32 protein-coding genes and 1 riboswitch are annotated in these 25,505 nt (G+C 65.3%); of the genes, 12 read left to right on the top strand and 20 right to left on the bottom strand.

All coding sequences use genetic code 11. From position 1 onward, the window contains the following. The first annotated feature begins 149 nt into the window (after positions 1–149). Positions 150–324: riboswitch (FMN riboswitch) on the top strand. Between the two features lie 75 nt (positions 325–399). Next, complete coding sequence (locus JQ617_RS29945) at positions 400–960, top strand: 6,7-dimethyl-8-ribityllumazine synthase (protein WP_063687821.1); 561 nt, start codon at positions 400–402, stop codon at positions 958–960. A 117-nt stretch (positions 961–1,077) separates the two neighbouring features. On the opposite strand, the gene JQ617_RS29940 is transcribed toward JQ617_RS29945, so the two are convergent. The 6 genes from JQ617_RS29940 to JQ617_RS29915 all read right to left on the bottom strand — a co-directional run bounded on the left by JQ617_RS29940 (position 1,078) and on the right by JQ617_RS29915 (position 6,522). After that, positions 1,078–2,031, bottom strand: coding sequence for a ribose-phosphate pyrophosphokinase (locus JQ617_RS29940; RefSeq protein WP_063687301.1), 954 nt, complete (start codon positions 2,029–2,031; stop codon positions 1,078–1,080). A gap of 194 nt (positions 2,032–2,225) precedes the next feature. Next, positions 2,226–2,843: a hypothetical protein gene (locus tag JQ617_RS29935; RefSeq protein ID WP_212029471.1), complete on the bottom strand. Its 618-nt coding sequence runs from the start codon at positions 2,841–2,843 to the stop codon at positions 2,226–2,228. 185 nt (positions 2,844–3,028) lie between these two features. Further along, positions 3,029–3,796 (bottom strand): peptidoglycan editing factor PgeF, encoded by a 768-nt coding sequence (pgeF, locus tag JQ617_RS29930; protein WP_212029470.1) that lies wholly within the window; start codon positions 3,794–3,796, stop codon positions 3,029–3,031. Then, positions 3,793–4,911, bottom strand: coding sequence for a class I SAM-dependent methyltransferase (locus tag JQ617_RS29925; protein WP_212029469.1), 1,119 nt, complete (start codon positions 4,909–4,911; stop codon positions 3,793–3,795). The genes pgeF and JQ617_RS29925 overlap by 4 nt, the downstream gene beginning before the upstream one ends. A gap of 21 nt (positions 4,912–4,932) precedes the next feature. After that, complete coding sequence (gene lgt / locus JQ617_RS29920) at positions 4,933–5,775, bottom strand: prolipoprotein diacylglyceryl transferase (protein ID WP_212029468.1); 843 nt, start codon at positions 5,773–5,775, stop codon at positions 4,933–4,935. Between the two features lie 15 nt (positions 5,776–5,790). After that, a complete protein-coding gene (locus tag JQ617_RS29915) occupies positions 5,791–6,522 on the bottom strand; it encodes a dienelactone hydrolase family protein (RefSeq protein WP_212029467.1) in 732 nt (243 codons plus the stop codon). A 168-nt stretch (positions 6,523–6,690) separates the two neighbouring features. Between JQ617_RS29915 and JQ617_RS29910 the strand changes: the two genes are divergently transcribed. The 4 genes from JQ617_RS29910 (at position 6,691) to ychF (ending at position 9,836) form a co-directional block, all read left to right on the top strand. Beyond that, positions 6,691–6,942 carry an accessory factor UbiK family protein gene (locus JQ617_RS29910; protein ID WP_007596812.1) on the top strand — a complete coding sequence of 84 codons (252 nt, stop codon included), beginning with the start codon at positions 6,691–6,693 and terminating at the stop codon, positions 6,940–6,942. A 270-nt stretch (positions 6,943–7,212) separates the two neighbouring features. After that, positions 7,213–7,932 (top strand): 50S ribosomal protein L25/general stress protein Ctc, encoded by a 720-nt coding sequence (locus JQ617_RS29905; RefSeq protein ID WP_063687308.1) that lies wholly within the window; start codon positions 7,213–7,215, stop codon positions 7,930–7,932. Positions 7,933–7,990: 58 nt separating this feature from the next. Beyond that, positions 7,991–8,596: an aminoacyl-tRNA hydrolase gene (gene pth, locus JQ617_RS29900; protein ID WP_212029466.1), complete on the top strand. Its 606-nt coding sequence runs from the start codon at positions 7,991–7,993 to the stop codon at positions 8,594–8,596. Between the two features lie 142 nt (positions 8,597–8,738). After that, positions 8,739–9,836: a redox-regulated ATPase YchF gene (gene ychF / locus JQ617_RS29895; RefSeq protein ID WP_212029465.1), complete on the top strand. Its 1,098-nt coding sequence runs from the start codon at positions 8,739–8,741 to the stop codon at positions 9,834–9,836. Between the two features lie 122 nt (positions 9,837–9,958). Here ychF and JQ617_RS29890 read toward each other — a convergent pair whose 3' ends face one another. Further along, on the bottom strand, positions 9,959–10,255 hold the full coding sequence (locus JQ617_RS29890; RefSeq protein ID WP_027545964.1) for a DUF4282 domain-containing protein: 297 nt from the start codon (positions 10,253–10,255) through the stop codon (positions 9,959–9,961). A 169-nt stretch (positions 10,256–10,424) separates the two neighbouring features. Between JQ617_RS29890 and JQ617_RS29885 the strand changes: the two genes are divergently transcribed. The 3 genes from JQ617_RS29885 (at position 10,425) to JQ617_RS29875 (ending at position 11,700) form a co-directional block, all read left to right on the top strand. Next, complete coding sequence (locus JQ617_RS29885) at positions 10,425–10,877, top strand: MaoC family dehydratase (RefSeq protein WP_212029464.1); 453 nt, start codon at positions 10,425–10,427, stop codon at positions 10,875–10,877. Next, positions 10,877–11,356: a MaoC family dehydratase gene (locus JQ617_RS29880; protein ID WP_212029463.1), complete on the top strand. Its 480-nt coding sequence runs from the start codon at positions 10,877–10,879 to the stop codon at positions 11,354–11,356. The genes JQ617_RS29885 and JQ617_RS29880 overlap by 1 nt, the downstream gene beginning before the upstream one ends. Positions 11,357–11,553: 197 nt before the next feature. Beyond that, a complete protein-coding gene (locus JQ617_RS29875; protein WP_167358258.1) occupies positions 11,554–11,700 on the top strand; it encodes a hypothetical protein in 147 nt (48 codons plus the stop codon). Positions 11,701–11,739: 39 nt separating this feature from the next. On the opposite strand, the gene JQ617_RS29870 is transcribed toward JQ617_RS29875, so the two are convergent. The 6 genes from JQ617_RS29870 to JQ617_RS29845 all read right to left on the bottom strand — a co-directional run bounded on the left by JQ617_RS29870 (position 11,740) and on the right by JQ617_RS29845 (position 15,637). Further along, positions 11,740–11,877 (bottom strand): hypothetical protein, encoded by a 138-nt coding sequence (locus JQ617_RS29870; protein WP_167358259.1) that lies wholly within the window; start codon positions 11,875–11,877, stop codon positions 11,740–11,742. Between the two features lie 294 nt (positions 11,878–12,171). Continuing rightward, positions 12,172–12,594, bottom strand: coding sequence for a hypothetical protein (locus JQ617_RS29865; RefSeq protein WP_212029462.1), 423 nt, complete (start codon positions 12,592–12,594; stop codon positions 12,172–12,174). Positions 12,595–12,857: 263 nt separating this feature from the next. After that, positions 12,858–13,778, bottom strand: coding sequence for a hypothetical protein (locus JQ617_RS29860; protein WP_212029461.1), 921 nt, complete (start codon positions 13,776–13,778; stop codon positions 12,858–12,860). A gap of 282 nt (positions 13,779–14,060) precedes the next feature. Further along, positions 14,061–14,501, bottom strand: a complete 441-nt coding sequence (locus tag JQ617_RS29855) for a nuclear transport factor 2 family protein (RefSeq protein ID WP_212029460.1) — start codon at positions 14,499–14,501, stop codon at positions 14,061–14,063. A 186-nt stretch (positions 14,502–14,687) separates the two neighbouring features. Continuing rightward, positions 14,688–15,020, bottom strand: coding sequence for a hypothetical protein (locus tag JQ617_RS29850; protein ID WP_502754901.1), 333 nt, complete (start codon positions 15,018–15,020; stop codon positions 14,688–14,690). A 176-nt stretch (positions 15,021–15,196) separates the two neighbouring features. Next, complete coding sequence (locus JQ617_RS29845) at positions 15,197–15,637, bottom strand: nuclear transport factor 2 family protein (protein WP_212029459.1); 441 nt, start codon at positions 15,635–15,637, stop codon at positions 15,197–15,199. A gap of 290 nt (positions 15,638–15,927) precedes the next feature. On the opposite strand from JQ617_RS29845, the gene JQ617_RS29840 reads away from it, so the two are divergent. Both JQ617_RS29840 and JQ617_RS29835 read left to right on the top strand, forming a co-directional pair. Further along, complete coding sequence (locus JQ617_RS29840; protein WP_212029458.1) at positions 15,928–16,164, top strand: hypothetical protein; 237 nt, start codon at positions 15,928–15,930, stop codon at positions 16,162–16,164. Positions 16,165–16,458: 294 nt separating this feature from the next. Next, positions 16,459–16,845, top strand: coding sequence for a hypothetical protein (locus JQ617_RS29835; RefSeq protein ID WP_212029457.1), 387 nt, complete (start codon positions 16,459–16,461; stop codon positions 16,843–16,845). A gap of 95 nt (positions 16,846–16,940) precedes the next feature. Here the strand turns inward: JQ617_RS29835 and JQ617_RS29830 are convergent, their stop codons facing one another. The 5 genes from JQ617_RS29830 to JQ617_RS29810 form a co-directional block, all read right to left on the bottom strand. Next, positions 16,941–17,516 (bottom strand): hypothetical protein, encoded by a 576-nt coding sequence (locus JQ617_RS29830; RefSeq protein ID WP_212029456.1) that lies wholly within the window; start codon positions 17,514–17,516, stop codon positions 16,941–16,943. Between the two features lie 30 nt (positions 17,517–17,546). Continuing rightward, positions 17,547–20,504, bottom strand: a complete 2,958-nt coding sequence (uvrB, locus tag JQ617_RS29825) for an excinuclease ABC subunit UvrB (RefSeq protein ID WP_212029455.1) — start codon at positions 20,502–20,504, stop codon at positions 17,547–17,549. A 93-nt stretch (positions 20,505–20,597) separates the two neighbouring features. Beyond that, a complete protein-coding gene (locus JQ617_RS29820; protein WP_212029454.1) occupies positions 20,598–20,831 on the bottom strand; it encodes a hypothetical protein in 234 nt (77 codons plus the stop codon). A 39-nt stretch (positions 20,832–20,870) separates the two neighbouring features. Beyond that, on the bottom strand, positions 20,871–21,095 hold the full coding sequence (locus JQ617_RS29815) for a hypothetical protein (RefSeq protein WP_063687329.1): 225 nt from the start codon (positions 21,093–21,095) through the stop codon (positions 20,871–20,873). Positions 21,096–21,412: 317 nt separating this feature from the next. After that, positions 21,413–22,330, bottom strand: a complete 918-nt coding sequence (locus JQ617_RS29810) for a LysR substrate-binding domain-containing protein (protein ID WP_212029453.1) — start codon at positions 22,328–22,330, stop codon at positions 21,413–21,415. A gap of 304 nt (positions 22,331–22,634) precedes the next feature. Here JQ617_RS29810 and JQ617_RS29805 point away from each other — a divergent pair, with 304 nt between their 5' ends. Continuing rightward, on the top strand, positions 22,635–23,414 hold the full coding sequence (locus JQ617_RS29805; RefSeq protein WP_212029452.1) for a TSUP family transporter: 780 nt from the start codon (positions 22,635–22,637) through the stop codon (positions 23,412–23,414). Then, a complete protein-coding gene (locus tag JQ617_RS29800; RefSeq protein WP_212029451.1) occupies positions 23,411–23,641 on the top strand; it encodes a hypothetical protein in 231 nt (76 codons plus the stop codon). Before JQ617_RS29805 ends, JQ617_RS29800 begins: the two co-directional genes overlap by 4 nt. Before the next feature lie 34 nt (positions 23,642–23,675). Here JQ617_RS29800 and JQ617_RS29795 read toward each other — a convergent pair whose 3' ends face one another. Beyond that, a complete protein-coding gene (locus tag JQ617_RS29795; RefSeq protein ID WP_249157688.1) occupies positions 23,676–24,251 on the bottom strand; it encodes an SCO family protein in 576 nt (191 codons plus the stop codon). 29 nt (positions 24,252–24,280) lie between these two features. Continuing rightward, entirely contained in the window at positions 24,281–25,399 is a 1,119-nt protein-coding gene (locus tag JQ617_RS29790) for an MBL fold metallo-hydrolase (protein ID WP_212029449.1), read from the bottom strand. Positions 25,400–25,505 lie beyond the last annotated feature (106 nt).

Below are 25,505 nucleotides of genomic sequence, written 5' to 3'. Positions count from 1 at the left end.
TCGAGCCGGCCGGCCAATCGTTAATTCCGCCCCGCGAGGCCGCTCCCGCCGCGCCGGCATGGGACCATGCGGATTCCCCATGCGGAACACGCTTGCTGCGGCCGCCGCGCGGCGTCATATTTCGCCTCAGGCCGTTCATTCCGGACGGCCGATGTTCTCAGGGCGGGGTGAAAGTCCCCACCGGCGGTAAGGGCCGAAAGGCCTAAGCCCGCGAGCGCCTTCCTCGACGGGGTTTCCTGCAAAGGATTGTCCCGAAGGGAAGGGTCAGCAGATTCGGTGCAACTCCGAAGCCGACGGTTAAAGTCCGGATGAAAGAGAACGGTCGGTGGCAGACGCATCGTCAGGATGCGGCTGTTTGTCGTTCCGTGTGCCCTGATTCTGGTCCTCGAGAGGAAAGCCATGAATCAGATGTTGCAAGATCCCCAAACCGAAGCTTCTGAAGTCGCTCAACCGCCGGTTCCACAAGACCCGGTGCGGGAGCATCCGCGCTTTGCCAAGCCGCAGCGGGTGGCCTTCGTGCAGGCCTGCTGGCACCGCGACGTGGTCGAGGAAGCCCGCATCGCCTTCATGAAGGAGGCCGAGGCGCGTCACCTCACCCATGTCGACGTGTTCGAGGTGCCGGGCTCGTTCGAGATCCCGCTGCACGCCCAGCTCCTCGCCAAGACGCGGCGCTACACCGCGATCGTCGCGGCCGGCCTCGTCGTTGACGGCGGCATCTATCGCCACGAGTTCGTCGCCGACACCGTGATCAAGGCGCTGATGGACGTGCAGCTGCGCACCGAGGTGCCGGTGTTCTCGGCCGTGCTGACGCCGCAGCAATTCCACGAGACCGAGGTGCACTACGATTTCTTCCGCAGGCACTTTGCCATCAAGGGCGTCGAGGTTGCGGCTGCCTGCGCGGAGACGTTGCACGGCCTGGAGCGCCTGCGCGGCCAGGTCGCGGCGGGGATCGTGGGGTAGGCACCCTGCCGTAGGTGGGCAAAGCGTCAGCGTGCCCACCACCTGCTTACAAAAAGAAAAGGTGGGCACGGCGCTTCGCGCCTGCCCACCCAACGAGACCTCTAGGAATCGGAGAAGCTAGTCGAACAGGCTCGACACCGACTCTTCCGCGGCGGTGCGCGCGATCGCGTCCGAGATCAGGCTGGCGATCGGCAGCGTGCGGATGTTCGGCGCCTTGGTCACCGCTTCGGTCGGCAGGATCGAGTCGGTGATCACCAGCTCCTTCAGCCGGGAGCCCGCGATGCGGGCGGCCGCGCCGCCGGAGAGCACGCCGTGGGTGATGTAGGCGTAGACGTCCTTGGCACCCTTGGCGATCAGCGCGTCGGCCGCGTTCACCAGCGTGCCGCCGGAGTCCACGATGTCGTCGACCAGGATACAGCTGTAGCCGGAGACGTCGCCGATCACGTTCATGACTTCGGACTCACCCGGACGCTCGCGGCGCTTGTCCACGATCGCGAGCGGGGTGTTGATGCGCTTGGCGAGGCCGCGGGCACGGGCCACGCCGCCGACGTCGGGCGAAACCACCATCACCTTGCTGAGGTCGAAACGTTCGCGGATGTCGCGCACCATCAGCGGGGCTGCGAACAGATTGTCGGTCGGGATGTCGAAGAAGCCCTGGATCTGGCCGGCATGCAGGTCGAGCGTCATGACGCGGTCGACGCCGGCATGGCTGATCAGGTTGGCGACCAGCTTGGCCGAGATCGGCGTGCGCGAACCGGAGCGGCGGTCCTGCCTGGCATAGCCGAAATAGGGGATCACCGCGGTGATGCGGCGCGCCGAGGAGCGGCGCAGCGCGTCGGTGATGATCAGCAGCTCCATCAGATTGTCGTTCGCCGGGAACGAGGTCGACTGGATGATGAAGGCATCCGAGCCGCGGATGTTTTCCTGGACCTCGACGAAGATCTCCATGTCGGCGAAGCGCCGGACCACCGCTTTGGTCAGCGGCATGTCGAGGCCCTGGGCGATGGCCTGGGCGAGAGCCGGATTGGAGTTGCCGGCGACAAGCTTGATGGAGCCGTTCTTGGCCGACATGGACGCTTCCTCCCGCGCTTTGCTGGATACGACGTTCAACATCACAGAATACCCACTGGCAGCACGGTTACGACGGGCGAGGAAATATCAGGCCGAGGCCTGCAATGGCAACCCGGGATGCTACGTTTTCCCTTTGAAAATCCTGAGTCGGGCCAACGGCTTGGCTGCAAACTGGGCCCGTGGTTTAGCGGGGGTTATTGCTCGGCATAGCCCAGCGCCGAGGCCGGCATCTCGCGCGCGGGCGCGGCCGGAATGGCGCTCGCCACGGCAGGTCCCCGCAGGCCGGGAGCCGTGTTCGGGGCATCCGGCGTGCCGTTGATCATGTTGGAAAGTCCGCTGAATCCGGCCTGGGCGATCTTCCGCAGCACGAGATCGTCGGCCGCTTGCCAGGGATCGCGGCCGCCCTTGGCCGAGCTGGGTTCCTCGCCGGACAGGCGCAGCGCCCGCTGCTGGTTGGCGTCGTAGACGTCCCAGACCCAGGCGATCACGGTCTTGCCGCGCACCACCTGGGCGGAAAGGTAGCTGCGCACGCGATAGGCGGCCGTCCCCTCGCGGGAGACCACGGACAGGCTGCGCAGCTTGGATTCGCTGTCGAGCACGCCCACCATGCGGTCGAACACCTGCGGCGGCGGTCCGTCGATGGACTCGAACGCCACGGTCGCTCCCGAGCCGGTGCTCGGCGCCATCGCATAGGAGTTGGCGGCAGTGCCGCCGCCTCCGGCGCAGCCGCCCAGCGAGGCCGCAGCCGCCAGCAGCATGACTGCCAGCACGCGCGAACCCGCACGGCCCAGGATGAATGACGCGTCCCTCATTATGGAGGGCAGCGATATCGTTAAAACGCATTAACGTCTAGGGCGGCGGCGACACAACGCACCGTCGTCGCGACTATGCACCCGTCATTCCGGGGCGATGCGCAAGCATCGAACCCGGAATCTCGAGCTTCGGGGTTCTCGCTTCGCGAGCCCCGGAATGACGATCGCTCATGTTGCCGCTGTGTTCACGCTTCGAGCGCGATTGCGTGAACGTGGCGGCCGTAATCCGGCTCCTTGCGATGCACCGAGCGGCGGTAGCTGAAGAACCGCTCGTCGGCGTAGGTGTCGAGGCCGAGATCGTCGATCATCAGGATGCCGGCGGCTTCCAGCCGCGTCCGGATGAAGCCGGCGAGATCGAACATCGCGTGTCCCTCGCGCACCGACGGCATGAAGAACACGGCGTTGTCCGCGTCCGCCTCGATGAAGCGCGCCACGAACTCGTTGCCGACCTCGTAGCTGTCCTGGCGGATCAGGGGGCCGATCGCGGCGATGATGCCGCTGCGCGTGGCGCCGAGCTTTTCCATCGCGGAGATCGTCGCTTCGAGCACGCCCGTGAGCGCGCCCTTCCAGCCGGCATGCGCGCCACCGATCACGCGCGCATTGGGATCGACGAACAGCACCGGTCCGCAATCGGCGGTGGAGACGCCGAGCGCGATGCCGGGCGTCTTCGTCACCAGCGCGTCGCCCTTCGGCCGCGGTCCGCTCGGCCACGGCGTTTCGGCGACGAGCACGTCGGGCGAATGGATCTGGTGCAGGCTGACGAAACGTTCCGGCGTGACGCCGACATGCTCGGCCATGCGGCGTCGGTTCTCCGCGACCAGGGCCTGGTCGTCGTTGGAGCCGAGCCCGCCGTTTAGCGCGGCATAGATGCCGCCGGAGACGCCGCCTTCACGCGTGAAGAAGGCATGGCGCAGGCCGGGCACCGCCGATAGCAGCGACGAAGTGAGCGTCATCCATTCCCTCCGGCACGTTCCAAATCGCTGAGGCCGGCAATGCCTGTCAGCCGCGGCTCGGAGATGCCGAGCACCTTGAACATCGAGCCCATGCCGCTGCGCCCCGTGTCCGTGAGGCGCTTGAGCGCGACCGAAATGTCGGTGGCGACCTCGGGCGTCGCCTTCTGGATCAGGGCGGCGGCGCGGGTGTCGATGCCGACGCGCTTGAGGAAGTCGCCCTGCGTCACCGGACCGTGCACGCGGGCGCCGACGTCTTCCGCCGCGCGCGCGAGCGCCTGGAAGTCGACATGGGCGGTGACGTCGGCCTGGCCCGGCGCCTTCAACGGATCGGTGAAGGTGTGACGCGCGATCGCCTGGAAGGTGTCGCCGGCATCGCTGCGCAGATGGCCGTAATCGATGATCAGCGCCGCGCCGTCCTGGTCGCGCACGCGCGTGGCGAGCTTCATGACCTCGCCGTCCGGCCGCCATTCGAACACGGCCCCGACGGGCGCGGCGCGCACCAAGGGCGGCAGCAGCACGTCGAAGCGCGGCGTCGGCTCGGCGGCCGCGCCGAACTGAAGCCTGCCGTTCGGGTCGATCTCGATCACGCGCTCGTGCCAGCCGTTCTCGTAGCGCACCATCTGGTGGATCGGCAGCACGTCGAAATATTCGTTGGCGAGGATGACGCTCGGTCCGTCCGGCACGTCGTCGATGCTGTCGTGCCAGGTGATGTTGCGCACGCTCGACAGCGTCGCAGCCTGCCGTTCGCGCAGCACCGGATTGACCTCGACCATGTGGATGTGCAGCGCCTGGTACAGCGGCGGCAGCACGCGGAGCGCGCGCAGCGCATCCGCCATCATGGTGCCGCGGCCGGGACCGAGCTCGATCAGCCGCAGGAATTGCGGCGAGCCCATCTGCTTCCACACCGAGGCGGTCCACAGTCCGAGCAGCTCGCCGAACATCTGGCTGACTTCCGGCGCGGTGGTGAAGTCGCCTTCACGCCCCAGGGGATCGCGCGAGACGTAATAGCCGTAGCGCGGATGCATCAGGCACAGTTCCATGTACCGCCAGACCGGCATGGGGCCTGACGATTTGATCAGCGCCTTGATCTCGTTGAGTAGCGGCTGTTCGGTCACGGTCCATCTTCTCGAAAGAAATTAACGAATGGCCTCTGCAGGCTTCGGCGCACCGCGCCTCACTGCCAATACAATAAGTATGAGGCCGACAATAAGCATCGGGATCGACAACAGCATACCCATGGTTAATCCGCCCCAGAGGTAGCCGAGCTGGACATCCGGCTCGCGGAAATGCTCGCCGACGATCCGGGTCAGGCCGTAGATCAGGATGAAGCTGCCGAGGATCAGCCCCGGCCGCTTCAGGGCGCCGCGGCGGATCATCACGGCGAGCACGATGAACAGCAACAGGCCCTCCATGCCCGCTTCATAGAGCTGGCTCGGGTGGCGCGGCACGTCGCCGCCGGTCGGAAAGATCATGGCCCAGGGCAGGCTGGGGTCGGCGGCGCGGCCCCACAATTCGCCGTTGATGAAGTTGGTGAGCCGCACCAGGAAAATCCCGATCGGGGCGACGCCGCAGGTGATGTCGCCGAGCGACAGGATCGAGATGCCGTGCTTGCGGGCGAACCACATCACCGCCACGACGCAGCCGAGGAAGCCGCCGTGGAACGACATGCCGCCTTCCCACAATCGGAAGATGGCGGCCGGATGCTCGATGAAGAAGGGCAGGTTGTAGAACAGCACGTAACCGGTGCGGCCGCCGACGATGATGCCGAGCGTCACCCACAGGATGAAATCGTCGATCTGCACCAGGCTGATCGGCGAGGAGCCGGACCACAGCCTGTCGTTCTTGATCAGCGCGCGCGCATAGAGCCAGCCGATCGTGATCCCGCAGATATAACCGAGTGCGTACCAGCGGATCGCGAACGGCCCGATCTCGAGCGCGATCGGGCTGAACGAGGGAAAGTCGATGAGCAGAAAGGGCATCGCGCCTTCTATGGTCTAGACGAGATTGCGGCGGTAGAGCGCCAGCAGCCGCTCCCAATGCCGCTCGGCGGCGTCGCGGTCGTAGACCGGGCGCTTGGGAAAGGCAAAGCCGTGATGCGTGCCGGGATAGATCTCGACCTCGGCTTTCGCTCCGCTCATGCCCTGCTTGACCTTCTCGATGATCTCGGCCGGCGCGTAGATGTCGGTCTCGGCGCAGGCGAAATAGAGCTCCGCTTTGGTCTTGCTCGCTGCGAGATGCGGGCTGTCGTCCTGATCGGTCGCAAGCTGGGTGCCGTAGACCGAGGCGGCGGCCTTGACGCGATCGGGGAAATGCGTGGCGGCGTTGACGGCGTAACGGCCGCTCATGCAATAGCCGACCGTGCCGACGATTTTGGTGTTCGCCGCCGCCTGGCCTTCCGCATAAGTGAGCAGCGCGCGCGTGTCGTCCATGATCATCGGAATGGTGAGCGAGCCCATCAGTGCGAACATGCGCTTGCGTTCCGGTGCGTTCGGATCGGCGGGCAGCGCGCCGAGCTCCATCACGCCGGAGCGGTAATACAGGTTCGGCAGCATCACGTAATAGCCCGATGTCGCGAGCCGGCGCGCCATGTCGCGCAGCTCTTCGCGGATCGCCGGCGCATCCATGTAGAACAGGACGACCGGGAACGGCCCGCCACGTTCGGGATGGCTGATGAAGGTTGCAGTGTGGCCGTCCTTGGTGAGGATCGCGATCTGCTGGTCGATCATCTCGTGCGCTTTCTGATTCTTGTTATGCAGGGACGTTGATTACGATTGCAAGGAAACCGGGGCATGACAAGGATACCGCCGCTTCGCCCTTGAACCCCAGGCTGCGGATTGCCATTGTCTTTTTGCGTGTTCGCGCAAAGTTTATCGGCAGGCTGCCAGGAGACCGACATGACCCAGACCAACAACCGGTTTTTCGACGAGATCGGCCGCCTGATGAACGACGCCGCCGGTGCCGCCCAGGGCGTCAAGCGCGAGTTCGACACCGTGATGCGCACCCAGGCCGAAAAATTCCTGCGCGACATGGACCTCGTCAAGCGCGAGGAGTTCGAGGCGGTGAAGGACATGGCCCGCCTCGCCCGTGAGGAGAACGAGGCCCTGAAGGCACGCATCGCGGCGCTGGAGGCCAAGCTCGGCGGCTGACGCCCTCTCGGCGTCATTCCGGGGCGCGACGAAGTCGCGATCCCGGAATCTCGAGGTTCCGGGTTCGATGCTTCGCATCGCCCCGGAACGACGAGTACGGGACGGCACCGGGCCCCCGCAAAAAATCCCCGCATTTCCTTGTCATTTCCGCATCTTCCGGGTAAAAGCCCGCCACGTCCGCGGCCCCCGCACCCCTGGAGGCTTGCTGTGGACGATGCCATGGGCCGCGCTGCGGCCCATTAACTTTTGCAAAAACAAGGACTTAACGACATGGCGACGACCGTCAAGGAATTGAAGGCGACCGCACGTCCGAAGAGCGGCAAGGGGGCCGCCCGGGCTGAGCGTCGCGCCGGGCGAGTTCCCGGAGTGATCTATGGTAACAACCAGCCCCCCGTCACGATCTCGATCGAAGATCGTGAACTGCGCCAGCGCATCCTCGCCGGCCGGTTCCTGACCACGCTGGTGGACATCGATCTCGAGGGCAAGAAGCACCGCGTGATTCCGCGCGACTACCACCTCGACCCGGTCAAGGACTTCCCGATCCATGTCGACTTCATGCGGCTCGGCGAAGGCGCCACCATCCGCATCAGCGTGCCCCTGCACGTCGTGAAGGCGGAAGGTTCGCCCGGCGTGAAGCGCGGCGGCACCGTCAACATCGTCGCCCACGCGATCGAGCTCGAGTGCGGTGTCGAGAGCATTCCGCAGTACATCGAGGCCGACGTCGGCTCGCTCGAAATCGGTCACTCCCTGCATCTGGCCGACATCAAGCTGCCGGCCGGCGTGAAGGCGCTGACCCGCGAGGACGCGACCCTCGTCACCATCGTGCCGCCGTCCGGCTACGCCGAAGAGCAGAAGGCTGCTGCTGCGGCTGCTGCTGGTGGCGCGGCTCCGGGCGCTGCGGCCGCTCCGGCGGCTGGCGCTGCGGCTCCGGCTGCTGCTGCTCCCGCGGCTGCTGCCAAGGCTCCCGCCGGCGGCGACAAGAAGAAGTAATCTCTCAAAGCTGGCGCGCGGTCTCTAGCCGCGCGCCGAGCGAGGGGCGCGCCGCGTCATGCGACTCTTTGTTGGGCTCGGCAATCCCGGCGCGAAATACGCACGTAACCGGCACAATATCGGCTTCATGGCCGTCGACGAAATCGCGCGGCGTCATGGTTTTGCACCATGGCGCCGTCGTTTTCAGGGCGAGACCTCGGAAGGCACGCTCGGCACTGAGCGCGTGATCCTGCTCAAGCCCACGACCTACATGAACGATTCCGGCCGCGCCGTGCAGGAAGCGGCGAGCTTCTTCAAGATCGCGCCGGGCGACGTCACCGTGTTTCACGACGAGCTCGAACTGCCGCCGGGCAAGGTCCGCGTGAAGATCGGCGGCGGCATTGCCGGCCATAACGGTCTGCGCTCGATCTCGGCGCATATCGGCAACGACTACCGCCGGGTGCGGCTCGGCATCGGTCATCCCGGCGTCAAGGAAATGGTGCACGGCCACGTGCTGTCGGACTTCGCCAAGGCCGACAACGACTGGGTGACGACGCTCTGCGACGCCGTCGCCGAGCACGCCGCACTGGTCGCCAAGGGTACGGACGCGACCTTCGCCAACAGGGTGCATCTGGCCATGCAGGCGAAGGGATTTTTGACCAAGGACGAGAACGGCAAGGAATAGGGTCGCTGTTCTCTCCGTCGTGCCCGGACAGAAGCGCGTCTTCGCGCTAGATGTTCCGGGCATCCACGATCTTCGTTCCGCGCGTTAAGGCGTGGATGGCCGGGTCGAGCCCGGCCATGACGAATACGGATAGAGGACGACCATGGGATTTAAATGCGGGATCGTCGGATTGCCCAATGTCGGCAAGTCGACCTTGTTCAACGCGCTGACCGAGACGGCCGCGGCGCAGGCCGCGAACTATCCGTTCTGCACCATCGAGCCGAATGTCGGCGAGGTCGCCGTGCCTGATCCCAGGCTCGACAAGCTCGCGGCGATCGCCAAGTCGGCGCAGATCATTCCGACCCGGCTGACCTTCGTCGACATCGCAGGCCTCGTGCGCGGCGCCTCCAAGGGTGAAGGTCTCGGCAACCAGTTCCTCGCCAACATCCGCGAGGTCGACGCCATCGCGCATGTCGTGCGCTGCTTCGAGGATTCCGACATCACCCATGTCGAGGGCAAGATCGCCCCGCTCGCCGACATCGAGACCATCGAGACCGAGCTGATGCTCGCCGATCTCGACAGCCTCGAGAAGCGCGTCGACAACCTCACCAAGAAGGCCAAGGGCAACGACAAGGACGCCAAGGAGCAGCTCGACCTCGTCAACCGCACCCTGGTGCTGCTGCGCGACGGCAAGCCCGCGCGCCTCGTCGAACGCAAGGCGGAGGAGGAGCGGGCATTCTCCATGCTCGGCCTGCTGTCGTCGAAGCCCGTGCTCTACGTCTGCAACGTCGAGGAAGGGTCTGCGGCCACCGGCAATTCCTTCTCAAAAGCGGTCGAGGAGCAGGCGGCGAAGGAGGGCGCGGTCGCCGTCGTCATCTCCGCCAAGATCGAATCCGAGATCGCGACGATCTCGCGCGAAGAGCGCGCCGACTTCCTGGAGACGCTGGGCCTGGAAGAAGCCGGCCTCGATCGCCTGATCCGCGCCGGTTACTCGCTGCTGCACCTCATCACCTATTTCACGGTGGGACCGAAGGAAGCGCGCGCCTGGACCATCCATCGCGGCACCAAGGGGCCTGGCGCGGCCGGCGTGATCCACACCGACTTCGAGAAGGGGTTCATCCGCGCCGAGACCATCGCGTATGAGGATTACGTCGCGCTGAACGGCGAAGCCGGCGCCCGCGATGCCGGCAAGCTGCGCCTCGAAGGCAAGGAATACGTCGTCGCCGACGGCGACGTGATGCACTTCCGGTTCAATACGTAAGGCACCAGCGACGGTGCCGTAGGGTGGGTTAGCGCAGCGTAACCCACCATGCTTGCGCATTGCCGAACGAAGTTGGTGGGTTACGCCTTCGGCTAACCCACCCTACGGCACCTACGCCTGCCTCACTTCATCCCGCCGCCCTGGTCCCTGATCGCGCCGAGGTGCTCGTTGATGCGGAAAACGATCAGGATCAGCTCGGCGACGATGCGCGAGAACACGATCCCGACCACGACGCTCGCGATCGACGACAGCAGCACCAGGAAGCCGCCGAACGGGCTGATCGCCATCGCGGCGAGGCCGGAGAAGATGCCGGAGAGGCCGAACAGGCAGATCAGCGCGATCACCAGCCAGTAGAAGGTCTTGATGATCGTCGGCGTGATGAAGCGGTCCCATTGAAACAGGTCGCTGAATGAAAACATTGCTCTCCCCAGGGCAAATTTGGGTCGCGTGGGTGGATCCTGGCCCTTGGCTGGTCCGACTCAAGACCACCGCCGCCACCGCGTGTGTAGCACGAGCCATGCGGGCCGGCGGGTTGAGATTGCCGCAAAGTGCGGCCACAATCTGTCATTCCCGCAAAGCATTCCCAAGATGACCCTGACCTTCGAAGACTTCCCGCCCGGCCGGTTCGGAACATTCGGCCCGCGCCATGTCACCCGCGACGAGATTTTGGCCTTTGCCGCCGAGTTCGATCCGCAGCCGATGCACCTTGACGAGGACGCCGCCGCCAAGAGCATGCTGCGCGGCCTGTCCGGCTCGGGCTGGCATCTCTGCTCGCTGATGATGCGGATGATGGCCGACGGTTTCATTACCCGCGCGGCGTCGCTGGGGTCTCCCGGCGTCGACGAGGTGCGCTGGCTCTCGCCCTTGCGGCCCGGCGACGATCTCACGCTCGAGGTCGACGTGCTGGAGGCGCGCACCTCGAAGAGTCGGCCCGAGCTCGGCATCGTCAAGTTCAAGTGCACCGCGCGCAATGCCGCCGGGCAGGCGCTCGCCGAGATGACCTCGCCGATCCTGATCAAGCGGCGCGAGGGAGCGGCCTGATGCGGTTCTTCGACGACATCGCCATCGGCCAGCGCCGCGAGATCGGCGCCTACACGTTCACGGCCGAATCCATCAAGACATTTGCCGCGAAGTTCGATCCGCAGCGCTTTCACCTCGACGAGGAGGAGGGCAAGAACTCGCTGTTCGGCGGGCTCGCCGCCTCGGGCTGGCATGTCGGTTCGGCCTGCATGAGCCTGCTTGTCGCCGACGGCCAGCGTCTGGCGCGGGAGGCCGCGGCGCGCGGCGAGGAGGTCGCAATCTGGGGCCCGTCGCCGGGCTTTCGCGACCTGCGCTGGATCAAGCCGGTGCTGGCCGGCGACATCGTCTCCTACGTCAACGTCGTCATCGACAAGCGCACCTCCGCCTCGCGTCCCGGCTGGGGCATTTTGACGGCCCGCACCACCGGCACCAACCAGCGCGGCGAAGAGGTCTATTCCATCACCGCCTCGGCCTTCGTGCCGATGCGCGCGAAAGGTTAGATCTGTTCCAGGATGAACGGGCAAATGAGTGCGCGAGTGTTGCCCGCGCGCTATGGACGCTATTCGGGCCTGCTGCCATAAGCCTGCGCAACATGGTTACCCGCGAAGCAGTTGGGGGAACCATCGAGTTGCTAACCAATTATGAACCTGTCGCTGTCTATTTGAACGAATAGGCAGAGGTACAGGGGACGAGGACCATGGCTGACCGCGGCGCACTCAAGTTTGTCGGATTTATCTTCGCTACCGCGACGCTGGCCGTGATGCTGGTCGCCGGCATGGTGGTGAAGGGCTATGCCGACGGCGCCTACACCCTGGAAGCCTCGACCTTCGACGCGGCCCGGTAAGGGTTCGTTAATGTTTCGGGACCGCCTCGCGGTCCCGCCTCAGCGGCTATAGACGAACGCCAGCACCGCGATCGCAACCGCCAGCAATCCGACAAACCGCAGCATGATCGTGCCGAACTGGTTCGGCGCGGGCCGCATCGGTATGGGCTCCGTGGTGTCGGGCCGAATGCTTTCCATCTGGAATGTCCCCCGAACCCGGCCGTGGCGGCACGGGCGCTTGGCATTGGTCGCCGATAAGCGGCGGACGGTTCAAAGGCACACTCTCGTGTCCCGGACGCGCTGCAGCGCTCTTGCGCTGCTGCGCAGAGCCGGGACCCATTGTGAGGCGCACTCAACTGAGGCATGGGCCCCGGCTCTGCGGCGCAGCACTGCGTGCCGCACCGCGTCCGGGGCACGAGACCTGACCACGAATCAAAACCGCCGCGCTCCCTTCCGGGAACGCGGCGGTCCAGTGATGCCTGGTAGGTGCGATCAGCTGTTGCGCAGGCCGTCGGCAGCGCGCTTCCATTGCGCGACGTTGTCGGAGATCATGCGGGTCGACTTCATCGCCGCCTGGCTGAGCTGGGCGTAGCCGGAGATCTCGCGCTGGACGCGCTGGCCTTCGGCATGGAGCAGGTCACGCAGGCTCTCGAGCTCGGAGATCAGGTTCTCGATCTCGGCGAGCGAGGTGCCGGCGACGCGCTGGATCAGCGAGTTGACGTTGGTGACGGTGGCCTCCGCGCTCGGATCGAGCGGCGGCGCATCGGTGGTCGCCGCCGCGGGACGGCGCAGATAGGCGATGTCGTTGCGGACGAAGTCACGGATGCCAGCTTCGACTTCGGTCACCGCAGCGAGATTGCTGTCGACGGTCTCGGTTTCGGTGCCTTCGATCTTTTCCGGACGGATAGCGTTCATCGGTGTTCCCCTGTTCGCGTTTGAGCGCAGCGCGAGTGTCCCCCGCACGACGAATTCGGTCATCCTGACTAGGGCGTCGGATTTTGACCGCGGCATGGCCGAGATACGGCAAGGGCGGACGATTCGGGGGCTTTGCCGTGGCGTATGGTTAGGAGAGTGTAAACGCAGGTCGAGCGACGGAACCTTCTATCCCTCATCGTGAAGAGCGCCTGCGAGACGCGCTCCTTCGGAGAGCTCCGAGGGGATAGAGTCTGATCGCCGAGCTACCAGCTCTTCTTGAAGCCTGCCGTCACGCTCTTGTTGATCGCGCCTTGCGAGGTCTCGCCGACCGAGCCGGAGACGGTGACGTTGTCGAACAGCTTCTGCTCGGCGCCGAGCTTGCGCAGCCATTTGTCGTCGGTGGTCGACAGCGTCTGGCCTGCGGTGATGCTGGTGCCGGTGTCGGTGTTGGTGACCTTGGCGGTCTGGTCGGTCTCGTAATTGCGCGTGATGTGGCCGCCGATGCCGGGGACGGCGGTGGTGCCCTGCTGGTTGACGCTGTAGCCGTTCTGCAGCGTCAGCGAGGTGTCGCCCGTCAGCGGCACCGACTTGGTCAGCGAGGCCCCGAGCTTGCTCTGTTCAGAGCCGGGATCGACGCGGGCCTCGACCGCGGTCTTGTCCCAGATCACGCCGGCGCCCGGCGCGGTCGCGGTCGCCCAGGCGCTGCCGGAGGATTGCGGCAGGTTGCCGCCATTGGTGGCCTTCTGTGCCAAGAGCTCGGACATCGTCCGGGGCTCGCTCGCCACCGTCATGTCGGCGCCGATCCGCGTGTCCCAGAACTCGAACACGGACTGCTTCACCGTCACCGCGGACGAGCCGTTGGTGTTGGTGTTCGACGACCAGGCCATGCCGCTATTGGCGGCGGCCTGGGCGCGCTTCTTGGCGGCGATGATGTCGTTGAGCGTGCCGGCATCGATGGCGAGCTGGCTCCAGTCGAGCTTGTCGACGTCGATGTCCTTCATCACATCGGGATCGTTGACGTTGGGAGCCTCGGCCGTCTCGGCCTCCTCGTCGTCGGACACGACGGCGGCGGGCGGGGAGAAGGGCGGGATGATCTGCGCCGAGACCGTCAGAACCGATCCCAGAATGAACGTGGCCGCCAGCACCGGCAGCCTGGTCCAGCCAAAACCTGTCGAGAATTCCATCGTCCTGCCCGCAAACCCCGGCGCATGCTGTCCGACAATATATGTCGGCCCTCGGTGATGACCATGCGCCATTCGGTCACCACCATACATGCGGATCTATCGTTGCGAAATTGTGGCGGCTCGCCTCGGGATGCCCGCGTTGGGGACGCGAACCAACGGGCCGCGCGAAAGGCGCGCGCCCGATGACGGCTGGCCTGCGACGGCATCCGGCGGGGCTGGAGGCCAGGACGTCGCGGTCGCCTCGTCATCGGTCCCGATCAGCGGGACCCGTTGGCGTCCCCCTCAGCCGACGCTGGTCATCTTCGGCAGATGAATGGCGCGGCCGAGTGCCTGCTCGACCAGGTCGAACGTGTCGATCAGCACGCGCATGCTGATGAGCTTGCCTGCCCTGAACTGGGCAAACTGCGCGACCCGGAGCGAAATCGGCTTGTTGGAATCCAGCGCCGTCAGCGAATAGCGCAGCATCGAGGCGGCGGAATCCACGCCCAGCATGATGCTCTCGCGGTCGAAGCGGCGGACCTGGAAATTGTCGGCAAGCTGGCGGATGACGTCGAGCACCGCTTCCTTGCCCTGGCGCGCGCCGAGGAATGGAAACATGTCGATGGGGCCGTAGAGCGCCCACTCGACGTCCTCGTCGATCAGGGACTCGATATCCTCGAAATGCCGGTCGTTGATCGCGCGGTGCAATGCGCGCGAGAAACGCCAGAGGCTGTGCTCTGTCATTTGGGGCAGTCCTGAAGCTGGCTTGCAGAAAAAACGGAAAACGACCCCATGCACCGTAAAGGTGCCCCGGGGCGCTCAACTCATTTGTATACGAACAAGGTACGGGATTTCGGCCAAAACGCAATTCACGTTTTTGCAATGCACAATTGATGGCGATTTGTGAGATTTACAACAGGACCCCGTAATTTACCGGTCCCCGTGCACCGCGGGTTCCCGTTCCAGCGCAATGGCGCTGTCGCGCAGCGCCAGCAGGCCGAACAGCGCTGCGCCGCCGATCCCGCCGATGGCAGCGCCCGCGGGCATGAAAGTGAAGAACACCAGCATGCCGTTCTGGCCCTCGAAATTCGTGGTTTGTGCGATTTCGACGAAAGCGAGCCCGGCCCCGATGCCGAGCGCGGCCCCGCCCAGCGTTCCCAAAAACAGTCCCAAGACGGCAAGCAAAACGATTTTCATCGGCCAACCCCAGCCGGCGTACACAACGCCCCGGGATGGGTCTTGCCGGCGGGCAGGGAGGTTCAAACGGGGGCGCTCTTAACCTCTCCCCGCTTGCGGGGAGAGGTCGGATCGCCTCGGCGATGCGCAGCATCGTCCGGTGCGATCCGGGTGAGGGGGGACAGGTCTCACGAGGACCTCACGCGCGGAGAGAGGGAGCGAAGCTCGTCGCGGCCCCGTAAGAACGGGGAGAGGGAGAAGACTCAATCCACCCCCGTGATCAGCGGCCCGATCTCGCGCTCCAGCACCTGCTGCACCAGATCGTAGGAATCGATGATCTCGCGGATCTGAGCCACCAGCCCGCCGCGGAAGGTGTAGAACACCGCCATGTCGAACTGCACGATGCGGTCGTTGCTGCGCTTCCTGAAATAGGTGTGCATGTAGGTCGCGACCTCGTCGCCGTCGGCGAGGATGTGCGGGGCCTTGTAGCGAACTTCCGAATAGCGCGACCAGATCGTCTGCCACAGCTCGCGCAGCTCGCCCTTGCCGTGGCGCGGCACCATGTGCGGCAGCACGTCGATCGGTGCGTGCGTGAGAAAGTCGACGTCGTCGGTGCAGCACGCCAGCGCGGCCTCGATGTCGCCGCGCGCGAAGGCGTCGAGCAGATGCACGACGCGTTGCCTGTTCAACGATTCCACCGTCATGCCGAGCCGCCCTCATTGCCATGACCCGCGGACGCTAACGCGCAGCCCGCGCATGCTCCAATCCGTGAGAACACAGGGGTGATCCAGTCTATGACGCGCCGGCGCAATACCCGGTTCATGGGGTGCAATTGCGGGTTGCACCCGTGTTTCCTTGCAAGAAACCGAGCGGCCTTCGCGCCCTGCGATGACGCTGCGTGCCTACCGGCCGACGCGTCCTGCAATGCCGGGCGCGAGGGAACCCGGAGCCGTCAGCGCCCGTTGATGCCAGGACATCGCATCCGGAGACATCCATGAAATCCACGCTCCTCACCGCCGCAGCCGTGCTCCTCATGCTCGGCGCGGGTTCCGCCGCCAACGCCAAGGGCTGCATCAAGGGCGCCGTCGTCGGCGGCGTCGCCGGCCATTATGCCGGCCATCACGGCGTGCTGGGCGCCGCCGCCGGCTGCCTCTACGGCCGCCACCACGCCAAGGAACAGGAGAAGCAGCGGCAACAGCAGAGCCAGGTGAACGGGCAGGGGAAGCTGTAGGCGTTCATTCTCGCACGAGTCAGGCGCCCACCGCTCTCTCACTCCCTCCCCCCTTGCGGGGGAGGGGCGGGGAGAGGGGTAGCCACGAACTCAGACCTCTCCCGGAGCCACCCCTCTCCCTAACCCTCCCCCGCAAGGGGGGAGGGAACGCGGCGGAGCGGGCGGCATGTTCAACGCCACAAATCCGAAGCGTTTCTCACCCCTTGTTCGGTGTCGAAATGCGCGTGACCCATCTCACATCGCTCCTCCGGCCTCGCGGCTACCGTCATCCCCATGTCATCAGGGAGACGTGCCATGGCCACCATCGCCGCCACGAGAAAGTCCCGCCTGCACAACGCGCTCGAAGGCCTCGCGCTGACCGCGACGCTGCAGAGCTTCCCGACCTTCGCCGTCGCCGCCTTCCTGCTCAAGCTCTGCGGCAACCACGACCTCTCCGGCGACCCCGGCGTCGCCATCTTCGTCGCGATCGCCTCGCTGATGCATGCGATGCTGGCCGTGACCCTCGGCCCGAGCTTCCCTGCCGTTTTCAAGACCGTCTATGAGCCGAAATTCTTCGAGGCCCACCTGTCGCTGTCCGACAAGATCACAGCCTGGCGCACCCAGCCCGTCGCCTCGCTGCAGCTGGTGACGATCGTGCTGCTGCTGTCGGTGATGGCGGTGGTGACGGCGAGCGTGGGGTGAGGAAGCGGTCTTAGCACGTCACTCAGGTTCACCGCGAAGCAGCGAATCTGAAAATCCATCGTCCTCCGAGTCCGTGATCTCGGTGCCGCCAAGAACTATTCATTATGGAAAAAGCCTGGCGAAGTCTCGTTCAAAAATTCGTGCACGATCCGCAGGGCGTCGCTTGCATCGCTTCTGTGAAGCTTCACGCCGTATTTTCCCTTATCCAAGACCCGCTTCATCGCGCCCTTCTTGTTCAAACCAACATGAGAATGAAAGTAAGCAATTCGCATGAGGCGAAGTTCGTTCAAGCGCTTAGCAAGTTCATTAGATATATGTCCTCGCTCTAGTGAGGCCGTGACGATCTTGCCGAGGCCACCTTCGGCAATTGCCTCGTCTTTCGAATTAAACATGAAGCCGAAAGACAGCGACGACTCGATCAGTGCGTGGGCCGCGAATACAGTCGAAATGTAAAGCCCGAAGATATAGGCGTTAATCATCTCGTAGTAGGTGTCAGCGGTCATAACACCGGAGAACATCATACCGCGCGGTGGTCCGAATAATCGATAGATTTGCTTGGTCCTCGCGATTGCTCCTCTACGGTCGTGACCAAGCGAGCTGTTTGTCATTTGCTCAATGACGATATTCGATGGAACTTTGAAATATTTCTTTCGCTTCATCGAAAAGATCAATCCAGAATCCTGCTCGAACCTTTGGCTAACCTACCTCTTCTTCCACCCGCCCCGCCGTCCCGGCGCCCCGCCCGTCGATTTCGGCGCCGGCCCGAACTCCGGCCCCGACTGCCTTGAGTCCGTCGGCTGGATGATCCGGCTCGTGCTTCCGAACGGCTTTGACGGCAGCGTCTGCTTCTCGCGGTAGGGCAGCGATTCCGGGCCGTGCATCTCGTCGAGATGCGGCTTGTGGACCTTCGAGCCGCTGCCGCCGCCGCTGGCCTTCAGCGCGGAGCCGACGGTTTTCTTCTTCATGGCGCTGACCGGCAAATTCGCGGCGTCGCCGTACTTCTTCGTGCCGGCATAGGCGCCGGCCTTGCCGGCCACGGCGCGCTGCTTGACGGTGGGATCGTCCACCACGGCGAGCTCTGTCGCGCGCAGGCGCTTGACTTCGTCGCGCAGGCGCGCGGCTTCCTCGAAGTTCAAATCGGCTGCGGCCTCGCGCATCCGCGTTTCGAGATCGGCCAGCACGGCTTCGAAATTGTGGCCGATCGAGATGACGTCGTCGGTCATGTCGTGGCCGCCGACCTCGACCAGCACGTGGTCGCGCTCGTAGACCGAGTTGAGGATGTCGCCGATCTGCTTCTTCACGCTCTCCGGCGTGATGCCGTTGGCGGTGTTGTACTCGACCTGCTTTTCGCGGCGGCGGTTGGTTTCGGCGATGGCGCGCTCCATCGAGCCCGTCATCTGATCGGCGTAGAGGATCACCTTGCCGTCGACGTTGCGCGCGGCGCGGCCGATGGTCTGGATCAAGGACGTTTCACTGCGCAAAAAGCCTTCCTTGTCGGCGTCCAAAATCGCGACCAGCGCGCATTCGGGAATGTCGAGGCCTTCGCGCAACAGGTTGATGCCGACCAGCGCGTCGAAGGCACCGAGGCGGAGATCCCTGATGATCTCGATGCGCTCGATGGTGTCGATATCGCTGTGCATGTACCGGACACGGATGCCTTGCTCGTGCAGATATTCGGTGAGGTCCTCCGCCATGCGCTTTGTCAGCACCGTGATCAGCGAGCGATAGCCGGCCTGGGCCGTGGCGCGCACCTCGCCGACGAGATCGTCCACCTGGGTGCGGGCGGGGCGGATATCGACGGGCGGATCGATCAGGCCGGTCGGACGAATGACCTGCTCGACGAAGACGCCGCCGCTCTCGTTCAGCTCCCAGCCGCCGGGCGTGGCCGACACCGCGACCGTCTGCGGCCGCATCATGTCCCACTCCTCGAAGCGGAGTGGGCGGTTGTCCATGCACGACGGCAAACGGAAGCCATATTCGGCCAGCGTTGCCTTGCGCCGGAAGTCGCCGCGGAACATGCCGCCGATCTGCGGCACGGTGACGTGGCTCTCGTCGGCGAACACCAGCGCATTGTCGGGCACGTATTCGAACAGCGTCGGCGGCGGCTCGCCGGGCAGGCGCCCGGTGAGATAGCGCGAATAGTTCTCGATGCCGGCGCAGCTTCCCGTCGCCTCCATCATCTCGAGGTCGAAGGTGGTGCGCTGCTCCAGCCGCTGCGCCTCCAGCAGGCGTCCCTGGTTGTTGAGCTGGTCGAGCCGCATCTTCAATTCGGACTTGATCGACTTGATGGCCTGCACCAGCGTCGGGCGCGGCGTCACATAGTGCGAGTTGGCGTACATCTTGATGAATTCGAGCTCGTCCTGCTTGTGGCCGGTGAGCGGATCGAACTCCTCGATGGCCTCGATGGTGTCGCCGAACAGGTTCACGCGCCAGGCGCGGTCTTCATAGTGCGCCGGGAAGATGTCGATGACGTCGCCGCGCACGCGAAAAGTGCCGCGGGTAAAGTCGGCCTGGGTGCGCTTGTACTGGAGCGCGACGAGGTCGGCGATGAGCTGGCGCTGGTCGATGCGCTCGCCCTTCTTCAGCGCGAAGGTCATCGCGGTGTAGGTCTCGACCGAACCGATACCGTAGATGCAGGACACTGACGCCACGATGATGACGTCGTCGCGTTCGAGCAGCGCGCGCGTCGCCGAGTGGCGCATGCGGTCGATCTGCTCGTTGATGGACGAGTCCTTTTCTATGTAGGTGTCCGTGCGCGGGACATACGCTTCCGGCTGGTAGTAGTCGTAATAGCTGACGAAATACTCCACCGCGTTGTCGGGGAAGAAGCTCTTGAACTCGCCATAGAGCTGGGCGGCAAGCGTCTTGTTCGGCGCCAGGATGATGGCGGGCCGCTGCGTCGCCTCGATCACTTTGGCCATGGTGTAGGTCTTGCCGGAGCCGGTGACCCCTAGCAGCACCTGCGAGCGGTCGTTGCGCTCGATGCCTTCGACCAGCTCCTTGATCGCGGTCGGCTGGTCGCCCCTGGGCTCGTAGGCTGACTTGATCTCGAAACGCACGCCGCCTTCGGACTTTTCCGGCCGCGGCGGCCGGTGCGGGGTCCACACTTTCACGGAGCCGTCGTTCTTGCGGAACTCGGGCCGGCCCTCGCGGATCAGCGACTCCAGCGCCTCCGCGGTCGCCTTGACGCCGAGCGCCTCCATCTTGTTGCGCGGCGGACGCGCCAGCGCTTCGGCGTCGTCTTCCTCGGTCGGCAGGCCGAGCTGACGCGCCAGTTCCGGATCGAGCGTCGGGATCGTGGCGGCGGTGCCGTAATTGGCCTGCGGTGCCTCGTCAAAGCCTTCAGTCGATGCACGGGCTCCCGGCGGCTGCGGATTGGGCCGCAGCGGCATCGGTCGGGCAGAGTCCTGGGGAAACTCCTTCGGCGTCGAGGCCCGCGCGCGATGCGCGGCAGCCTCGCCCCCGGCGCGGCGGTCGCGCGAATTGTCCGGCGGCGGCTGCAGGCCTGTCCCCGAGCCAAGCCCGGCATCGCCGCGGTTGATCGCGGGATTGAGCAGTTCGGCCAGCGCCGGCCCGATCGGCTGCACGTCAGGGCGGTGCGCCTTGGAGTTCGGGGCCTTGGTTTTGGGGGATTTAGGGGGAGCAGGTTTCTTCGCCATGGGGCGAATATGGGACGAGTCCGCCCCTCAATAAAGGGCGAAAGCCCGTCCATGCTCGGACTGCTGACAGCAGGTTGGCAGCAGGGCGGAACGTCACGCCGCCGGCAGCGGCCCGTCGTCATCCGCGGCCGCCTGGCGCGGCTTCAGGATGTCGAGATGGACGCCGCCGCAATCGGTGCAGCGCATGGTCCAGTACTCGCATCCGGCGCGGCCGCCGATCACACGGAGCACCGTGAGATCGCCGTCGCAGTCCGGGCATTTCGACAGCACCGATCGTGCGAAGGATCGGGCCAGCGGCTGGGTCTCATCGATCTCGATATACGACATCAGCGGTTCCTCGTTTCGCGCCGCGCTGTGCTGGAAGATCTAGTCGTCGTCGCGATCGGTGCGCCGGCGGAAGCGGTCGATGTGGTGCTTGGCGTCGGCGATCGCGGCGTCGCGATCGGGCCAGGCGAAGCCGACTTCCATGGCCGGAAACAGCACGCCGTCGATGGCAACCGGGCTGAAATCGGAGCGCCGGATACGGGCGTGCCACAGTCCCTTGCCTGCCTCGAAGGATTCGATGTCAAAGCCGTCGTAGAGGGTCGTCATTGGTAGTCCCCAAAGTGTCTAGGTCGCGTGTCTTGTTGGGGGGTTAGGGGACCACGATTGCGGATTTGATGATGTGAAGCCGTTCACAAGGGGCGGGGTTTTTTGCTTTTGGGCGTGTCGAATTGAGTTCCGCAGAGCCGGTGCTCTCCCTCTCCCGCTTGCGGGGGAGGGCTGGGGTGGGGGTGTCTCCGCGGAGAGATTCCCCGAGAGGAGAGAGCCCCCACCCGGCGCTTCGCGCCGACCTCCCCCGCAAGCGGGAGAGGTGCACCGTCGTCCGGGTTTGCAAAGCTTCAATTGCAATTGGCAAGTTTGGATAGTCAGTTCCGTGTAGCGGTACGGCCCGCGCGCCGCACGGGGCGGGTCGCGGGTTCCGAGGCTGCCCGCATGATCCAGCGGCGGAACGCGGCGAAGTCGCGCTGCTCGGTCTGGAAGCTGCGATAGAGCAGGTACCAGCGCATGCCCTTGGGCACCGAGAGGTCGAACGGCGCAACCAGCCGGCCGGCAGCGAGATCGTCGTCGATATAGGGGCGGATCCCCATGCCGATGCCGAGCCCGTCGGCGGCGGCCTGCAGCGCCTGGCCGTAGAACTGGAATTCCGGGCCGCGCGCGTTGATGCGGGCAAGGCCGGCGGCCTTCAGCCAGATCGGCCAGTCCTCGGGTGAGTGCGCGACACGGATCAGGCTGGGTCCCCTGAGGTCGGCCGGCCGCTTCAGGCCGCTGGCGAGCCGGGGCACGCAGACCGGCGTGAGATCGCCGGCGAACAGCGGCTCGGCGACGAGGCCCGGCCAGTCGCCGGTGCCGAGCTTGATGCCGCAATTCCAGTCCTCGCCGAACGGCACCAGCGCCCCGCCGGTGGTGAAGCGCACCTCGATGTCGGGCTCCTCGTTGCGAAACTCCGACAGCCGCGGGATCAGCCAGCGCATCGCAAAGGTGTGGCCGACGCCGATGGTGAGCACGCGCACGCTGGAGGGCGCGGTCACCTGGGCGGTGAGGCTCGCCAGCGCGTCGAAGATCGGCGTCAGCCCGCTCTGATAGGCGCGGCCCGCCTGCGTCAACACCAGCTTGTTGGCCTTGCGCTCGAACAGCCCGACACCGAGCCGCTCCTCCAGCAGATGCACCATGCGGCTGACCGCGGCCGCCGACACGTTCAGCTCGAGCCCGGCCGCAGCAAAGCTGCCGGTCCGCGCCGCCGCCTCGAATGCCTTGATGCCGTTGAGAAACAGCAGCCGCCGCAATGCCCGACCCTCAGGAAAGCTGATGCCAGGGCAAGATAACTCAGTTTGCGAAGGGGGAGCAAGCGGGGCACAAGAATGAGAGTAATTCCAAGTTGATTTGTCGAAGCGGAGGCGGTGCCCTTCACCTCTCCCCGCCTGCGGGGAGAGGCCGGGATTTGCGTCAGCAAATTCCGGGCGAGGGGGAGTCTCCGCGAGTCCAACTGCCTCCGTCCCCGCGGAGGCTCCCCCTCCCCGCAAGCGGAGCGAGGGGGAATGAGCAGCCTTCGTCCCTTACGTCGCCTCGCCACCACAGGAGAATCCCCACGTGACGCCCATCATGATCGCTGCCCTTGGATTGCTGATGGTCGCCACCGCGTTCCTGTCGGGGCTGTTCGGCATGGCGGGCGGGTTGATTCTGATCGGCGTGCTGCTGGCCCTGATGCCGCTGCCGACCGCGATGGTGCTGCATGCGATCACGCAGATGGCCTCGAACGGCTGGCGCGCGCTGCTGTGGCGGTCGCATATCCGCTGGCGGCCGGTCGCGAACTACATGGCCGGCGCGGCCATCGCGCTCGCGGCCTGGTCGATCACCCGCTACGTGCCGGACAAGCCGACCGCGCTGCTGCTGCTCGGCGTCACACCGTTCATGGCACGGCTGCTGCCGTCGAACGTCAAGCCGGATCCTGACAGGCTCTGGCAGGGCACGGTCTATGGCACGATCTGCATGGGCCTGATGCTGATGACCGGCGTCTCCGGCCCGCTGCTCGACACCTTCTTCCTCGGCGGCGATTTCGGCCGGCGCGAGAAGGTGGCGACCAAAGCGATGTGCCAGCTCGTCAGCCATTTCACCAAGCTGATCTATTTCGGCGGCGTCATCGACCAGGCCGCAAGCCTCGATCCCGTGCTCGCCGGCGTCGCGATTGCAGCCTCGATGCTCGGCACCACGCTGGCACGGCGCATCCTCGAGGCCATGACCGACCAGCAATTCATCGCCTGGTCCAACAAGCTGATCACCACAATCGCCTGCTACTACATCGCCTATGGCGGATGGCTCATGGTTCGCACGCCGGTGCTGGCCGCCTTCGACAAGGGAGGTTTGCAATGAGCGAGACTGCCGATCCGCTGGTGCTGGACTTCGTCGAATGGGTCGCGCGCGAGCCGCGCGCCTATGCCGAGGTGATCGCGACCTGGAAGACCTCGTGCCCGCGCCTCACGATCTGGGAAGACGCCGCCGATCGCGGCTACGTCGCGCGCGAGACGCTGCCGGGCATGGGGCTCGTCATCGCGGTGACGGAAGGCGGCGAGAAATTGCTGCGCACCAACGGGCGGTGATGCGCGTCGCGTCCGGCCTGCTCTCGCCGGAGGGCTAGCGTGAAGGCGCCGCAAGCCGTGGCCGGATGATCTCGGCCATGCGCTCGGCCGACGTGCCCGGCGGAAAGAAGCCGAGATATTTCCCGTCGCGGTCCATGAGGTAGATGAAAGAGGTGTGGTCGACCGTGTAGTCGCCGCCGTCCTTGCCGATCGGGACTTTGGCAAAATAGACCTTGTAGGCCTCCGCCGCCGTCGCGATCGCCTCGAGGCTGCCGGTCAGCCCGAGCAGCCGCGGATGAAACAGCGGCACGTATTCAGCAAGATGCCCGGCCGTGTCGCGTTCGGGGTCGAGCGTGATGAAGATCGGCTGCACGGCGTCGGCGTCCGGCCCGAGCTGCTCGAGCGCCTGTCCGATCGCCATCAAATCGGTCGGGCAGACGTCGGGGCAATAGGTGAAGCCGAAATAGACCAGCATCAGCCGTCCGCGGAAGTCGCGGTCGCTGCGCACCTTGCCGGCCTGGTCGATCAGCTCGAATGGTCCGCCGACCGGCTCCCGATTCCACATCAGGATGTCCATGGTCTCGGCGGCCGAGCGCGCCTGCGCCGTGCCCGCGCAGGCGAACGCCAGCATTGCGTACAGCCAGGCGCGGGCGCGTCGCATCACAGGCCGAAGGTGAGGCGGCTACCCGTCGTCGTCACCACCACCTTGCCCTCCATCTGGGCATTGGCCTCCTGCGCGAAGTTGAGGCCGCTGCAATGCATGGGCACCACGACGTCAGGGTTGAGCGCCTTGATCTCGCTCACCACCTGCGTGAGGTAGTCCTTGGGCGCCGGGCCGAGGTGGAAGCCGCCGACGACGGCGTGCACCTTCTGGATGCCCGATACTTCCTGCGCCTGCTTCACCGAATTGACGATGCCGACATGGCCGCAGGACGAGATCACGACGAGGCCGAGATCGCGCACGTTGAAGCAGGTGGCGTGCTCGTGGATGTGCTCGTCCGGCACGATCTTGCCCTCCATCTCCGCGGGCAGATAATGGCCGGCATTGCAACCGAGCCCGTCCTTGATGCCGAACTCGACCAGCGTGTTCGGCAGAACGCGCTCGCTGCTGCGGCGGGCGATCTTGCCGGTGGTGAAGGCATGGTCCGCGATCACGGTCGGTGTTTCGCACAGCACGGTCGTCACCTTCTGCGCCGCGAGCTGCCGCCGGTCGAGCGTGCCGAAATCGGCGAACTGCCCCTGCGTCGGCGTCGGGCTGACGCGATGGCAGAAATTGTCTTCACCGCCCGCATAGAGCTTGAGGTCGGCGGGCAGCTTGTCCCGGAACTTGTCGAGGAAGCCGTTCAGGCCGCCGAAATGATCGTAATGGCCATGGCTGACGATCAGCGCGTTGAGCTTGGCCGGATCGACGCCGATCAGCGCCATGTTGTTGAGCAGCACTTCGGGCGTGTAGCCGTAGTCCAGCATCAGCGTGCGCTGGTTGCCGCCGCCTTCGGATTCCAACCAGAGCGACAGGCCCCATTCATTGTGCAGCGATTTGCGGTAATCGCCGCCGACGCGCGTGGCCGGCGCGATCGAGACGCCGTTGATCTGCTTGGGACGGAAGAACAGGTCGAAGCTCGAATCCACGAGCACGCGGATCGAGAGCTTGTCGACGGTCGGAACGGTGATCGGCGCCGCACTCGCGATCTCGACGCAGGTGAAGGCGTTGGCGGCCGCAGCGCCGGCGAGCGCCGCCGAGCCGAGAAGGAAATCGCGACGTGGAATGGTCTGGGTCATTGCAATGCCTCCCGATTTTTGAAATGCCCGAGCTTAGGTCCAATCCGGGGGCCGCTGCAACAAGTGACGGCAGGTCCGGTGCGAGCGCGAGCAGGCAACCGATTGC

The organism is Bradyrhizobium sp. KB893862 SZCCT0404 (assembly GCF_018130885.1).
Classification (GTDB): Bacteria; Pseudomonadota; Alphaproteobacteria; order Rhizobiales; family Xanthobacteraceae; genus Bradyrhizobium; species Bradyrhizobium stylosanthis.
The sequence above is the reverse complement of the archived record's forward strand: the minus strand, read 5'-3'. Positions and strand labels throughout refer to the sequence as shown.